The organism is Clostridium sp. YIM B02569 (genome assembly GCF_022320765.1).
In the GTDB taxonomy this organism is placed as follows: domain Bacteria; phylum Bacillota; class Clostridia; order Clostridiales; family Clostridiaceae; genus Clostridium; species Clostridium beijerinckii.
This window is the reverse complement of the sequence record NZ_JAKJJX010000014.1, coordinates 82,199-96,471: the sequence shown is the minus strand read 5'-3', so window position 1 is coordinate 96,471 and position 14,273 is coordinate 82,199. Positions and strand designations below refer to the sequence as shown.

The following is a 14,273-nucleotide window of genomic DNA, read 5'->3' as shown; positions in this document are numbered from 1 at the left end:
AATGGATTTATATATCCTTATTTTCCTTGAATTGACAGCTTTCTTATGCTAAACTCACAATATATAAATTACTGTAATATAAATTCTCTTAATACTTATTTTACAGAAATCTTCTATCTTATATAAAGGGGTGCAATAGATGAATAAAAGAATATTATATGTAACAGATTTAGATGGTACCTTATTAAATTCTAATGGAGAAGTTTCACAAACATCACTAAAAATCTTAAAGAAACAAATAGAAAAAGGTACATTGTTTAGTATTGCAACTGCACGAAACCTTCAGGCTGCAAAAAGATTGATAAGTGAAATTCCAATTAACATTCCTATCATATTAAATAACGGTATAGGATTTTATGATTTAAATAAAGAGCAATATCTAAAAATTAATGAATTTCCAATATCTCAGTTAAATCATCTAATAAAAATATTTGATGAGTATAAAAGTTATGGATTTATGTATGCATTAAAAGATGGAGATATCCACTTCATATACAACAATCTTGATGACCCATCTGATCTTGAGTATTTTGCAGAAAGGCATTTATTATACAAAGGTCGTTGTCATCAATACGATGATTTTGAACAAGTTCCAAAGGATGGGTATACAATTTTATATTTTGTTTTGTATGGTTCTTTTGATCGTATAAAAAATGTTGAAAATTGCATTTTAGATAACCCTATATTAAAATGTGTTCCTAACAAAAATGTATATAAAGATAATTACTTTTTAGATATATTTAGTTCTAAAGCATCTAAGGCCATTGCTATAAAAGAATTAAAGGAACTGATTGACGCAAATGAAGTAATCGCTTTTGGGGATAATTTTAATGACATTGAAATGTTGCAATCTGCAGATCGTTCGTATGTTCCTGAAAATGGAGTTTCTGAAGCAAAGGCGGTTGCAACAAGTGTCATCTCAAGCTTCGATGATGATGGAGTTGCAAAGTTTATCGAAAGAGACACCAGTATTAATTAAAAACTTTCAACAAATTTATAAATTTAACAAACAGAAAAAGCAGGTATATTAAGAAACTTTCCAATATACCTGCTTTTATATATTAAGTTTATATACATGGCTAATCTATTAAAAATAAACTAATTCTTCCTCAAGCTTATCTATTTTTTTATAATCTTGAACCACTATATATGGAATCTCCCTTTGTTCTTGCTGTATATATTTTTTATGAATTATACCCTCTAACTCGATCCATTCCTTATCTTTAAAATTAAATGCCTTACTTGTCTGACACAGAATACCTAAAAATGATATATCATCTTCACAGCAAGTCATTGCATTTCTACCAAATGCAAAAACACCTTTAGGATACTTAGGATTGCTGTAAGCAAGACCTTTTACTCTTACATTTTTACCTTCATACTTTTCTGGATATTCTGTTGCATCTAAGTACCAAACCCCATAATCGTAATCTTTAAATTCTATTACTTTCTTATGTATATCAAATGGTAATTCTAAGGGACTATCATCAATCTCGCCATTTTCTAATTCAAATATCATATTTGCTCTTGAATTAATAGCTTTTACACTATTTCTAAATTTCAATTTATTTGTTTTATCGTTGCAACGGTTAAATATAATCAAATCTGAATTCTTAAATTGTTCTATTAATAAAGACTTCATATTACTCATATAACTTTCAAATGTCGATGCATCAATAGTTGTTATAATTTGAGCAATCTCCCATCTATCAGGAAACTTCACATTATCAAAAATGTCAAATTGCCACATTCCATTGTATTCAAAAACAACCTTGGTTGGTTTATATTTCTGATTGAATTCTTTTAATGCTAAATCTGTAAATTCTTCTATATTGCCGATGCTAACAATATTTGCATTGTGTTTTTTCAAAAATTCCACTTCATATTCTTCTACACCGTTCTCGCAAACAATTAAAAGAATTTTTTCCCCATCATAAAACTCTGGATCATTAAATATTTCTTTTATAAAAGTAGTCTTACCACTCTCTAAAAAACCAGTAATAAGAAAAACTGGTACATCAGTCATAAATCAATTCCTTCTTTCACTTATTTTTCTAATTAAATGTAACATAATTCTATCTATAAATTTACATTCATAATTTAAGTTTTTTAATATTTCAGAACTTAAATTGTTTTTTCTTATGAATTTCTATTGCTAATTCTAAATTTCTTTCCTCATAATTATAAATACTTTATCTTAAAATTTCATTTAATGTATATTTTATTTATATTAGTATAACCTACTACATATTAAATTCTATGAAAAGAGGTAATGTCCATGAATAGGAAATTACTACAGGACTATCAAAAAAGAATCTTATGGATAATTAAGGCCTTAGGTGAGAAAAATTCTCTAAATATCCCTGAAATCGAGATTGATAAAAGTCCTTCTTCAGATATAAGTCAAAAAAATGTCATAATATCACTAAATAAACTCAAATGAATTTAAATTATTTGAATTCATTAAAGAGAGGAATTTTATTATAGATAAGCAATATATAACCTAGACTTATGCGTATACCTCATCGAAATGAATAATATACTTTTGTTCCAGTTTCTAGGTAATTCTGATGGGTGATTCTAAGGCTATAAAGTTGCACCCAAAGTGCTGGCTTCAAAGAACAAGCGCTCACAGAGAAAGTTCGAAGAACGAAATATAAAATTTCGATTCTCACTTTTTGAACTAGCACATTTGGAACAACTTATAGCCAAAGAATCACATCCATCAAAATTACCAATGAAACATTCCACAAAAGTATATCACTCATTTCTGGTTTGAGAATATTTCATAGTCTAAGTATAGTTTATGATTGTGTTATCTATATAGATATCCAACTTAAAAATTAAGAATATAGACTAGCCCATATATTTATTGATTTGGTTATCTATATTATCAGTAATGTTCATTCCTCTTCCTTAATCGCAATTCTTATATAAATCCCAAATATTTAGCTTGTATCTATACATCAAATAATTCTTCTATTTCATTCTTATTTAAATTTGTACCTATAACGCATAACCTTCCTGTATAATCTGCTATTCCTTCACGTACTTCATACTCGCCCGGAACTAAATCAAAGTTTATCCAACCTCCATCTGAGCAAGGGATTATACCTTTAGCACGCAATATAATTCCATACTCAGAAGATTCCGATAAAGTTTTTAATATATTATTTATTTCTACTTTTGAAAACTTTTTTGGTGTTTCCATTCCCCAACTCGTAAATACTTCATCTGCATGATGATGATCATGTGAATTATGATCGTGTCCACATCCACACTCATGATCATTAGTATGATGATTATGGTTATGATCATTACAATTACAATCTATATGATGTTCATGATTATCACATTCACATTCTTCCTTAGTATGGTTCTTATTATTATTGCAACAGCACTCTTCGCTGTGTTGATGATTTTCAGACTTACTATTCTTTACTTCTACTAAAAGCTCTTTTTCAAGGGACTCTTCCCTTTCCATTGCAGATAGAATTTGCTTTCCATTAATCTCATCCCAGTTTGTTGTTATTATTGTTGCAAAACTGTTGTGTTCTCTTATTTGGGATACACATACTTCTAATTTTTCTTCTGAAATCTTTTGAGTTCGGCTTAAGATAATAGTATTTGCATTTTCAATTTGATTATTAAAGAATTCTCCAAAGTTATCCATATACATTTTGCATTTTACAGCATCAACAACTGCCGTGAAACTATTAAGTTTAATATCTACTTCGCTTTTTATATTTTCTATTGCCTTAATTACATCTGATAATTTACCAACTCCCGATGGTTCTATTATTATACGTTCTGGTGAATATTTATCTAATGCTTCTTTAAGTGCAACTCCGAAATCTCCAACTAAAGAACAACAAATACATCCTGAATTCATTTCTGTTATTTCAATTCCTGAATTATTTAAAAATCCTCCATCAATTCCTATCTCGCCAAATTCATTTTCAATTATCATAAGCTTTTCACCCTGAAACGCTTCTTCTATTAATTTTTTAATCAAAGTAGTCTTTCCTGCCCCAAGAAACCCTGAAATAATATCTATTTTAGTCATATAAAAAATCCTTTCTATGTAAATATTAATTATATATTTAAAAGTTATTCCTTCTGGAAATATTTAAGGTCGTTTCCAGAAATATTTCATTTTTATCCTACCCTTAAAATCTAATACTGTCAATAATGATAAATCGATGATTTCTCTATTATTGACACTTTTAATGAATTACTTACTTATAAAATGATAATATTATAAGTAAAATGAAAAAAGGAGTGTTTTCATGGGTGATTTATTTAAACCAAATGTATTTTTTAGTAAATGTTTAGGTTTCGAAGCCTGTCGTTACAATGGACAAATGATAACTGATGCATTTGTTGAAAAATTGAAACCTTTTGTTAATATTATAAATGTTTGTCCAGAAACTTCTATAGGACTTAAAGTTCCACGACCAACAATTAGAGTTGTCTCTGAAAATAATGAATTGAAATTATATGAGCCTAAAGAAGGAAAAGAATTCACAAAAGAAATGGTTGAGTTTTCAGAATCATATTTGAAAAATTTAAGTAATATAGACGGTTTTCTCTTAAAAAGCGGTTCACCTTCCTGTGGACATAAAAATGTAAAAATTTATAATGGCACAGCTAAGGTTACAGGAAGCACAAGAGGTGCCGGAATATTTGGAAATAAGATTAAAGAAAAATTTCCTTATACACCAATAGAAGATGAAGGCAGATTACATAATTATAGAATTCGAGATAATTTTCTTACAAGAATTTTTATTAATGCAGATTTTAGAAAAGTCAAGGAATCTAATTCACTTAATGAATTAATACATTTTCAATGTAGAAATAAATTACTACTCATGGCAAATAGCCAAAAGTATACTAAAATCTTAGGTAGAATTACAGCAAATGGTGAAAATAATGATATAAAAAGTATTATAGCTGAATATGAGAAGAATTTGAATTTGGCATTTGAAAAACTTCCTAAGTATACAAATAATATAAATGTTCTAATGCATGCTATGGGATATTTTTCAAAATACATAACTAATGAAGAAACTCAATTATTACTTGATTCCTTAGAAAAATACAAGATGAAAAAACTTACAATAATGTCTCCTATGCTTTTAGTCAAATCCTATGTAGTTAGATTTAATATTGATTACCTTTTGAAACAAACTTATTTTAATCCTTACCCAGAAGATTTGATTGTATTAGAAGATTCAGAAAAGATAGAAATATAATTCAATTTTTGATTAAATTTTAACGGCGATACATTTACCGCCGTTAAAAAATATTAGCTTTATTGATTCTCTTAAAGTTACTTATAATTAATATCATGATGATGATACTACTATTATAGTATCTTATCTAAATATTCTTCATAACCTTCTTCCTTCATCTTGTCTTTTGGGATAAACTTAAGTGCTGCTGAGTTTATACAGTATCTTAAACCTCCTATATCTTCGGGTCCATCAGTAAATACATGTCCTAGATGTGCATCACCAGTACTGCTTCGAACCTCCGTTCTTACCATGCCATGACTTTTATCCATTTTTTCTTTTATTACCTTTCTATCTATTGGCTTGGAAAATGCAGGCCAGCCACACCCAGAGTTGAATTTATCGGTTGATACAAACAATGGCTCACCCGTAGTTATATCTACATAAATCCCCTTTTCAAACTGATTATCATATTCATTAGAAAATGGAGCTTCTGTACCATTTTCTTGTGTAATTCTATATTGTTCATCTGTCAGACTCATCTTTAATTCTTCATTGGATTTTTTTACATATTCTTGATTCATTTGTTTCCTCCCTGTTCTCTTTTGAAATTATTTATTTCTGTATACTTATTAATATTATGTGACAAATGAATAATACAAATTCATTTATAGGAATCTTATACTTATATGTGACCCTTATATTTTAACACCTTAAATGTAATCATACTTATTCACTTTTCTATTTTTCTAGTAATTCTTCAAGTTGATTAGCAAGAAGAGGCTTGCTAAAATAATACCCTTGAATATAATCACATTTCATTCTTTCAAGTATTAAAAGCTGACCTTCAGTCTCAACTCCTTCAGCAATAACTTTTAATTCCATACTATGTGCCATTTGAATAATATTTTTTATAATCGCTTCTTCTTTCTTATTTGAAGAAATATTGTCTATAAATGATTTATCAATCTTTAATGTATTTATAGGAATTCTTCTAAGATAGCTTAATGATGAATATCCCGTGCCAAAGTCATCAAGCGCAATTCTAATTCCCATGTCCATTAATTTCTTTAATATTCCAATACTAGAATCAAATGATTTCATAAGAACAGTTTCAGTAATCTCAAGTTCAATCATATTCGGATTAACAGATGAACTTTCAATAATTTCTTTAACATTATCTAAGAAATTTGTCTCTTGTAAATCAACTGATGAGATGTTAACGCTTATGCTATTAAATTTATAGCCTGCTTCAAACCACTTAGCACTTTGTCTGCAAGATTCCTTAAGCACCCATAAAGTTAATTGTGTGATATATCCACATTCCTCTGCTATTGGAATAAACTCTGCAGGGGATATAAAACCAAGTTCCCTACTATTTAATCTAAGTAATGCTTCAAAGCCAAATATTTTATTAGCCTGTAAATCATACTGAGGTTGATAGTTAATGATAAGTTCATTATTATCAACTGCCGTCCTTAATATTCTTTCTATGCTAGTCTTTCGTTCAAGACTTAGATACATTTCTGGATCGAAAAGTGAAAATCTATTTTTACCTAATTCCTTTGCCCTGTACATAGCGGCATCTGCATTTCTTAAAATTGTACTACTATCCCTTCCATCTTTAGGATACAAAGCTATTCCAACACTTGCAGTTATATACATATGCTTGTTATCAATTTTAAATACTTTATCGAACAAACCTAATAGCTTGTTTGCATAAGTTTGTATTTCGTCTTCTTTTGAATCAGGATGAAGTAATATAAATTCATCTCCACCAAGTCTAGATATTGTATCTTTTTCTTCGATTAAATTTTCAAACTGTTTTGCTAAACTTATTAGCAATTTATCGCCATACTCGTGTCCCATAGTATCATTTATATTCTTAAAATTATCTAGATCTATAAAAAATACAATTCCTTGTTTATTGGCGTAATTAGATAATTGTAGTTGTTCATTTAGCCTATTCATAAACAATGTCCTATTAGGAAGTTTTGTTAAAGAATCATAAAACGCCATGAATTTTATTCTATCCTCTGAAATCTTTCTTTCAGAAATATCTCTAATAGAACCAGTTATTTTTATAACTTTTCCTTCAGAATTTCTTAACGCTTTACCACAAGAGAGAATCCAAACGTACGAACTGCTCTTAGTTCTTATTCTAAATTCAGAGCTATAAACATCTGTAAGCTGATCAATATGATTTTTGAAATCTTTTTTCACTTTATCAAGATCATCTGAATGAACATTCTCATACACAAAGTTTCTCAAATTATTTATCTCATCCAACTTGTATCCAGTAATATCAATTAATTTATCAGAAGCAAAGAATGTATCTGTAACTAAATTCCATTCCCAAATCGAGTCATTTGCACATTCTAGTGCGAGTTTGTATTTTTCTTCACTAACTCTAAGTGCTTCCTCATTTTGTTGTAATTCGTTATATTGTACTCTTAATTCTTCTTCTGTCGCCAGCAATTCCTCATAAACTGATGATAATTCCTCATAGCTTGAACGTAACTTACCAATCATCAAATTGAAAGATCTTCCTAATTTTCCAAACTCGTCATTTGAATTAATACTAGCTTTTACTGATAAATCCCCATTTCCAGCCGCTTGCATTAAAGGAACTAATTCTGTAATCGGTTTTGTTACCTTCTTAGTAACAATGAGTGTAACGAAAATAGCAAGAAATGAAACACCCACTGTTATCATAATTATTAAATATCCCATCTTGCTAGCTTTGCTTTCCAATTCACTTTTTGGTATAACTGAAGCCATCTTCCAACCAGTATCCTTACATGTATAAACATTAACTAAAACAGGATCTCCATTTATATAAGTTTCAAAACTTCCATTATCCAAATCTATAAATTTATCATAGTTATCAAATGAAAATTTTGAAGCTTCATCTGTTTGAGAATATGTATAACCTAACTGATTTAAATGTAAGATATTTTTAAAGTTTAAATCTATATCTGGGTGAGCTAACATAGTTCCATCTTTTAAATAAAGAAAAACATAGCCTGTATCTCCAATCCTAATATTTCTTATTATTTCAGATAACTTTTCCAAACTTAAATCTATACCCATAACTCCAACAATGCTTCCATCTTCATTTTTTACTGTTGTTGACGCACTTATAATTACACTTTTGGAATTATCAACTGCCGAAACGTATGGATCTGAAATTACCACTTCATCTTGATTTGATAATGCCAAAGAATACCATGGTCTTGTCCTTGGATCAAATGTATTAGTACTTAATCCATCAGGCCATTGAATATATCCTCCCCATTTAGTACCAATGTACACATAAGTTGTTTCTGGATGAGATGTTCCATAAGCCTCAAGCACATTATATATAGTACTCTCTATCCCAGGTATTTGTTTTGAATATTTTTTATTTATCGCAATATCAGGAATATTAAATAGAGCTGAAATAGATTGGTCTGCTTTTTTTGCATCTGAATAAGTTGCAAGAAACTTAGCATTGTACTTTATTTGCCCTAACATGTTAGAAAAGTTGTTATCAACCTGCACCATTTGGGCTTTAGCGCTTGAAAATAGATGCTCTTTAAGGGATTTATACATATAATTATAAGTTATTAGTGCAATTGGAATAGATATAGACAATATAATTCCTACAAAATAAAAGAATAGTTTTAATCTAAAAGTAAGCTTCATAGCAATGCTCCTTGATTATTTAATTTGTATATTTTCTAATTTAGGACCTTTTTCACTAATATAAAAATCAATGCTAGATAATGATATTAATATATATTTTACCATTTATACTTAATAATTTCAATTCTTTAGCTACCTATCTTCATACTGATAAATTATAGCTCTCTTAATTGAAATCTATATGTTGAAATCGAATTTCTATATTTTGTCCTAACTAAGTACTTATCTAACCAAAATTTTAACTATAAATTTATGATCACAATATATATATAATTTTTTCTGTATTAAATACCCAAACTATCCAATCAACCTTTTTTAAGTTATACCCTCAAGGAGTACCTCGTCCACTGATTTTACTGGAATATAAATTTCTAAAGAATAAAAAGGCTGCAGGCCAAATCTATGCCTACAGCTTTTGAATAAATTTATTTAACATCTTTTATGCAGAAATTTCACTTAAACTACTCTTAACTTCTTTATTTTTATTATACTTAGATGGCTTAATTGGTAATCCCTTAGCCCGTGCTCTTTTTTCAAACCACATAGTTACAATAGGAGTTAATATTGATGTTACTAATACACTTGTTGCGATAATTGCTGTAGCTGAAGCTGCAACTGGTTCAAATTGTGCATTTGCTTGTGCTATAGCATAAGGAACCGCAACAGCAGCACCAGCAGTTGATGATGCTGCCCAACCTGCAACACCATCAGATCCGGTTAAATATCTATCAATAAGGGATAATAATCCACCTGAAAGTGCTACCACTGCAACTCCCATTATAATTCCCATAAATCCTGATTGAATAATCATCCCAAAGTTTAAGCTAAATCCTAAAGTAAATGCAAAAAATGGAATCAAAGCCGGAACAACTGGAGCAAACATTTTACGAAAATCATGATCCAAAGTTCCAAGAGCAATACCCAATGCAAAAGGAATCAATGTAGAAACTAATGTTTGCCAAGGAAATGAGGCAATTCCTGCAATACCCATAGCCACCATTGTCATGAAAGGTCCAGATTCTATACTTATAAACGGAAATCCAGCAGCATCTTCTTTTCTTCCAAGAGTCGTCATTAATGCTAGATAAAGCCCACCATTTGTCTCATTAAATGCAGCAATAACTGCTAAAACTGAAAGTCCAGATAAGATTCCTGTTTGTATTCCATTAGCCGGAAATATATGGGACATTAGTACTCCTAATAATGAAGCAAATAAAACCTTTCCTATTAATAATGAAATGCCTTTCTTTGCAATATAACCTGATGTCCGTAGATCAATAGTTGTTCCTATGCAGAAAAAAAATATGAATAGAATAACAGATGTTCCAGTTAAAAAATTACCCGTAAATCCTCCAAAAAACTTATTAACATCTGGTGAAAGCGTTTTAAGTAATGTTCCAAGAAATAAAGGCACTATCATTAAACCTCCAGGAACTTTCTCAATATTTTGTTTAATTTTCATAATAACAACTCCTTAAATACTATAGTTTAACTCTCATAACTGTTTCATTTGTATTGATATACTCATAACACAACATTATTCATACTAATCTTTTTGTAAAAACCACCAAAATAAATTCCATTAGATTTAAGTCATCACAACGTTTTCAATGACTATATAACTAGTTTACTTATATATTGCTATATTTTCATCCCTCCTTTAACTTACTATATTTTAAATTTATTTCTACATTAAAAATACCAACCTATCATTTGTATTTAAATTTTTATAGTATCGTATGTGCAATAGTTTTAAGATAATCATACATGTACTATGGTATTTTCTTAAAACTATCCTTCCATAATAAAGTTTCTGCGTTTAACTATTACCATATTAGTTAGAACTATGTCTCATCATTTTTAAACTATATAATTATAACTGCAATTTAGTAATTAGTATGCAGAAACTTGTTCTTTTGATTATGTTAGTATTAATTATATTATTTCAAGTCTTGGATTCTTATGTTATCCATATCATCAAATGTTATATTCTCTCCACACATTCCCCATATAAATGAATAATTCTGAGTTCCAATGCCTGAATGAATTGACCAGCTTGGTGAAATTACTGCTTGCTCATTCTTCATTACTATATGCCTTGTTTCTTGTCCTTCACCCATAAAATGAATTACTGCTTGATCTTCAGGTACATCAAGATATAAATATACTTCCATACGTCTTTCATGAGTATGACATGGCATTGTATTCCATCCACTTCCTGGCTCAAGTATTGTTAATCCCATTACTAATTGACAGCTTTCACATACTGCAGGATGAATATATTGGTTTATTGTTCTTTTATTCATGTTTATTTCATCGCCACATTTTATCTTATTAGCTTTTTCTAAATCTATTTTTACTGTTGGATATGATTTAAGCGCTGGCGCAGAATTTATATAAAACTTAGCTGGATTTTTTCCATCAGCTGATTTGAATTCTATATTTTTAGTGCCTTGTCCAACATATAATCCATCTCTATAATTTAGATTATATTCTACTCCATCCGCTATAATTGTTCCTTCTCCACCTACATTAATAACTCCAAGTTCTCTTCTTTCCAAAAAGTAATCTGTTCCTAATTCTTTAGACGCTCCAAGCTTTAATGCTTCTTTTACTGGTGTAATTCCTCCAAATATGATCCTATCATTATGGCTATAAACTAAATTCACTTCTCCATCTACAAATACTTTCTCAACTAAATAGTGTTTTCTTAAAGTTTCTGTATCATAGCGTTTAGAGTCTTCTGGATGATTTGAGTATCGAATTTCCATTTTCATAATATTCTCTCCTTATAATTTTTAGGCACACGTGTTCCTAATTGAGTAAAAAAATATTCAAAGTTTATATATACATTTTATCAAGAAGGTTTTACTAAAATTCCTAACCTTAATATTATGTAATTCCTTTGCACACGTGTTCCCTATTTCTTAATACAAGTATATACGCTTATGTAAATATTTGCAATAGTTTTTTATTCTCATTTTGAATTAAATTTTAAAGCTATAGTGAGGAAAACTTTTGCTTCACTATAGCTTTATATAATTTATTCTAATTTAAATCTTTAATTGAATTACCTAGTTCCAATTCTGATTCTATATATATTTTCTTAGTTGTTATATCTCGTTCATTATTTAGCAATCTTAAAAGTAAGTCAGTGGCAATTCTTGCTATTTCTCCCATAGGCCTTTTAATTGTTGTAATACTTGGAGTAATAAATCTGCCAATTTCATTCCCATCAAATCCTAGTATTGAAATATCTTCTGGAACCCTTAATCCATGCTCTGTAATAGCTTTTATTGCCCCAGTTGCCATTTCATCATTAAAAGCAAATATAGCTGAAAACTTTTCATTCATTTCTATTAATTCATTAGCTTTTTCATATCCACTTTTGACAGTAAAGTTCCCATTTAGCACCAGATTTTTGTCCAATTTAATATTATAGTTATTGAAAGCTTTTAAGTATCCCTCTCGCCTCATTTTAGTTGAATCGAAATTGATTGCTCCTTCTATTATTGCAATATCCTTATGACCATTTTTTATTAATTCCTCTACTCCCTTATACACCCCAACACTCTCATCTGTATATACATTTATAACATCATGATTTACCTTTCTATTTATGACTACAATAGGTATCTCTTTCTCTAATATTTCTCTAATAAAATCATCATCATCTATTTTTTGACTTACTACTAGTATTCCATCATAATTTTTAGGATTTATAGTATTTTTTTCATACATATCTATTCCTTTAACAATGACATTATACTTTTTGTCTATATTCTTGTACACATTATTTATAACAGTTTGAAATACAAATGGTGAGGTTCCATTACTTATAGTTGAAAAAAATACACCAATATTATAAGCTTTATCTATCTTTAAACTCCTCGCATTCATATTAGGAATATAGTTTAGCTCTTTAACTGCATTAAGTACCGCCTCTTTGGTCTTTTCATTTACAGATTTAGATCCAGTCAGTACTCTTGAAACAGTTGAATGTGATATTCCTAGTGCTTTCGCTATATCTTTAATCGTAGTAGCCATATTAATCCTCCAAATTTTTAATAAATAAAGCGCTTTTATCTCTAGCAAAGAATTAATTTTTAGTACGCAAATATAGCTAGAGGTTATAAATAATTTCTTTTACGCTCAATAATTACACACGTGTTCACAATCTTGTTTATTATTTTATAGCAGTAATTAGTAAATTACAAGCTTTGTGAGTATTTTTAATACTCAGGATACGTTATATTGTTTAAAACTTATATAATTAATTTCTTGATTTAAAAATTAACTTAATATACAATATTAACCATAATATATTTTAAAATTTTTGTCAAAAATGTATAATAAATTTATAGATTAAAGAAGGAAATAATATGTTTAAAAAATGGGATATAATTATAATAGTTATTCTACTATGTATATCACTTATTCCTGAACTTGTTTTTGGGGTAATAATGGGCAAACATTACAATGGAACATATGCTGAGATAACTATAGACGGTAAATTTTATAAGAAAATCAACCTATCTGAGCATAGAGGTGAGGACCAAATAGATATTAAAACTTCATACGGTGATAATATAATAGACGTCAAAGATAAATCTATTAAAGTAATAGATGCCGATTGCAAGGATAAAATATGCGTTAGATCTGGATTTATATCAGAACCAGGCCAAATTATAGTTTGTCTTCCACATAAACTTATGATTGAAATAAAAAGCAGTGATATAATGGCAAACAGTTTGAGGTGTTTAAATGAATAAAACTTTTCGTATAGTATTTATAGGTATTCTAGTATCACAAGCTTTGGCTTTGTATACAATTGAAAGTATGATTCCCGTTCCATTTATTGCACCTGGTGCAAAACTTGGGTTAACTAATTTAATTACTGTCATAGCATTATACATATTGAATAATAAAAAAGATGTTTTTTTAATTATAATATTAAGGCTTCTTCTTTCAACTATGTTTGGTGGAAATCTCTCTACACTTATGTATGGTGCTGCTGGAGCGTTGCTTAGTTTTTATATAATGCTTTTCGTAAAAAATATTTGGAAAGATAAAGTTAGTATAATAGGTGTAAGTGCTGCTGGAGCATTTTTCCACAATGTAGGACAATTAATTGTAGCCGCAATTATAGTTCAAAATATTGCAGTTACACTTTATTTACCAATTTTATCTATAGCCGGAATTGGTACAGGTATTTTTATTGGTATAACTTCTAATTTTATATTCAAACATATGTCCAAGCTTCCTTTCTTTAATGATTTAAATATTAGTCAATGAGTTTTATCACTATTAATAATAAAAATTCTCTCATACGTTTACTACAATGCCCCACTA

The 14,273-nt window shown here is 28.9% G+C and carries 12 protein-coding genes; 5 read left to right on the top strand and 7 right to left on the bottom strand.

What is annotated here, in order from left to right; all coding sequences use genetic code 11:
- Positions 1–139: 139 nt before the first annotated feature.
- The gene (locus L3B96_RS14080) at positions 140–979 is read left to right on the top strand and encodes an HAD-IIB family hydrolase (protein ID WP_238861483.1); all 840 of its coding nucleotides are present in this window, start codon (positions 140–142) and stop codon (positions 977–979) included.
- 108 nt (positions 980–1,087) lie between these two features.
- Here L3B96_RS14080 and L3B96_RS14075 read toward each other — a convergent pair whose 3' ends face one another.
- Positions 1,088–2,026, bottom strand: a complete 939-nt coding sequence (locus L3B96_RS14075) for a GTP-binding protein (protein ID WP_238861482.1) — start codon at positions 2,024–2,026, stop codon at positions 1,088–1,090.
- A 252-nt stretch (positions 2,027–2,278) separates the two neighbouring features.
- On the opposite strand from L3B96_RS14075, the gene L3B96_RS14070 reads away from it, so the two are divergent.
- Positions 2,279–2,443, top strand: coding sequence for a hypothetical protein (locus tag L3B96_RS14070; protein ID WP_238861481.1), 165 nt, complete (start codon positions 2,279–2,281; stop codon positions 2,441–2,443).
- 516 nt (positions 2,444–2,959) lie between these two features.
- On the opposite strand, the gene L3B96_RS14065 is transcribed toward L3B96_RS14070, so the two are convergent.
- Complete coding sequence (locus L3B96_RS14065; RefSeq protein WP_238861480.1) at positions 2,960–4,066, bottom strand: GTP-binding protein; 1,107 nt, start codon at positions 4,064–4,066, stop codon at positions 2,960–2,962.
- Between the two features lie 223 nt (positions 4,067–4,289).
- Here L3B96_RS14065 and L3B96_RS14060 point away from each other — a divergent pair, with 223 nt between their 5' ends.
- On the top strand, positions 4,290–5,255 hold the full coding sequence (locus tag L3B96_RS14060) for a DUF523 and DUF1722 domain-containing protein (RefSeq protein WP_238861479.1): 966 nt from the start codon (positions 4,290–4,292) through the stop codon (positions 5,253–5,255).
- 113 nt (positions 5,256–5,368) lie between these two features.
- Here L3B96_RS14060 and msrB read toward each other — a convergent pair whose 3' ends face one another.
- From msrB to L3B96_RS14035, 5 genes are all read right to left on the bottom strand, one after another.
- A complete protein-coding gene (gene msrB / locus L3B96_RS14055) occupies positions 5,369–5,818 on the bottom strand; it encodes a peptide-methionine (R)-S-oxide reductase MsrB (protein WP_238861478.1) in 450 nt (149 codons plus the stop codon).
- A 157-nt stretch (positions 5,819–5,975) separates the two neighbouring features.
- Complete coding sequence (locus tag L3B96_RS14050; protein WP_238861477.1) at positions 5,976–8,921, bottom strand: EAL domain-containing protein; 2,946 nt, start codon at positions 8,919–8,921, stop codon at positions 5,976–5,978.
- A gap of 439 nt (positions 8,922–9,360) precedes the next feature.
- Positions 9,361–10,383, bottom strand: coding sequence for a 2-keto-3-deoxygluconate permease (locus L3B96_RS14045; RefSeq protein ID WP_238861476.1), 1,023 nt, complete (start codon positions 10,381–10,383; stop codon positions 9,361–9,363).
- A 478-nt stretch (positions 10,384–10,861) separates the two neighbouring features.
- Complete coding sequence (gene kduI, locus L3B96_RS14040) at positions 10,862–11,698, bottom strand: 5-dehydro-4-deoxy-D-glucuronate isomerase (RefSeq protein WP_012058672.1); 837 nt, start codon at positions 11,696–11,698, stop codon at positions 10,862–10,864.
- 271 nt (positions 11,699–11,969) lie between these two features.
- Complete coding sequence (locus tag L3B96_RS14035; protein WP_238861474.1) at positions 11,970–12,968, bottom strand: LacI family DNA-binding transcriptional regulator; 999 nt, start codon at positions 12,966–12,968, stop codon at positions 11,970–11,972.
- A 335-nt stretch (positions 12,969–13,303) separates the two neighbouring features.
- Between L3B96_RS14035 and L3B96_RS14030 the strand changes: the two genes are divergently transcribed.
- Both L3B96_RS14030 and L3B96_RS14025 read left to right on the top strand, forming a co-directional pair.
- Positions 13,304–13,693 (top strand): NusG domain II-containing protein, encoded by a 390-nt coding sequence (locus L3B96_RS14030; RefSeq protein ID WP_012058670.1) that lies wholly within the window; start codon positions 13,304–13,306, stop codon positions 13,691–13,693.
- The gene (locus tag L3B96_RS14025) at positions 13,686–14,216 is read left to right on the top strand and encodes a Gx transporter family protein (RefSeq protein ID WP_238861472.1); all 531 of its coding nucleotides are present in this window, start codon (positions 13,686–13,688) and stop codon (positions 14,214–14,216) included. The genes L3B96_RS14030 and L3B96_RS14025 overlap by 8 nt, the downstream gene beginning before the upstream one ends.
- Positions 14,217–14,273 lie beyond the last annotated feature (57 nt).

Bases quoted from the DNA above. Each gene is read 5' to 3' on its own strand.
- L3B96_RS14065 (WP_238861480.1), bottom strand. From the start codon at position 4,066: ATGACTAAAATAGATATTATTTCAGGGTTTCTTGGGGCAGGAAAGACT.
- L3B96_RS14070 (WP_238861481.1), top strand. From the start codon at position 2,279: ATGAATAGGAAATTACTACAGGACTATCAAAAAAGAATCTTATGGATA.
- L3B96_RS14035 (WP_238861474.1), bottom strand. From the start codon at position 12,968: ATGGCTACTACGATTAAAGATATAGCGAAAGCACTAGGAATATCACAT.
- L3B96_RS14075 (WP_238861482.1), bottom strand. From the start codon at position 2,026: ATGACTGATGTACCAGTTTTTCTTATTACTGGTTTTTTAGAGAGTGGT.
- L3B96_RS14045 (WP_238861476.1), bottom strand. From the start codon at position 10,383: ATGAAAATTAAACAAAATATTGAGAAAGTTCCTGGAGGTTTAATGATA.
- L3B96_RS14080 (WP_238861483.1), top strand. From the start codon at position 140: ATGAATAAAAGAATATTATATGTAACAGATTTAGATGGTACCTTATTA.
- L3B96_RS14025 (WP_238861472.1), top strand. From the start codon at position 13,686: ATGAATAAAACTTTTCGTATAGTATTTATAGGTATTCTAGTATCACAA.
- kduI (WP_012058672.1), bottom strand. From the start codon at position 11,698: ATGAAAATGGAAATTCGATACTCAAATCATCCAGAAGACTCTAAACGC.
- msrB (WP_238861478.1), bottom strand. From the start codon at position 5,818: ATGAATCAAGAATATGTAAAAAAATCCAATGAAGAATTAAAGATGAGT.
- L3B96_RS14060 (WP_238861479.1), top strand. From the start codon at position 4,290: ATGGGTGATTTATTTAAACCAAATGTATTTTTTAGTAAATGTTTAGGT.
- L3B96_RS14030 (WP_012058670.1), top strand. From the start codon at position 13,304: ATGTTTAAAAAATGGGATATAATTATAATAGTTATTCTACTATGTATA.
- L3B96_RS14050 (WP_238861477.1), bottom strand. From the start codon at position 8,921: ATGAAGCTTACTTTTAGATTAAAACTATTCTTTTATTTTGTAGGAATT.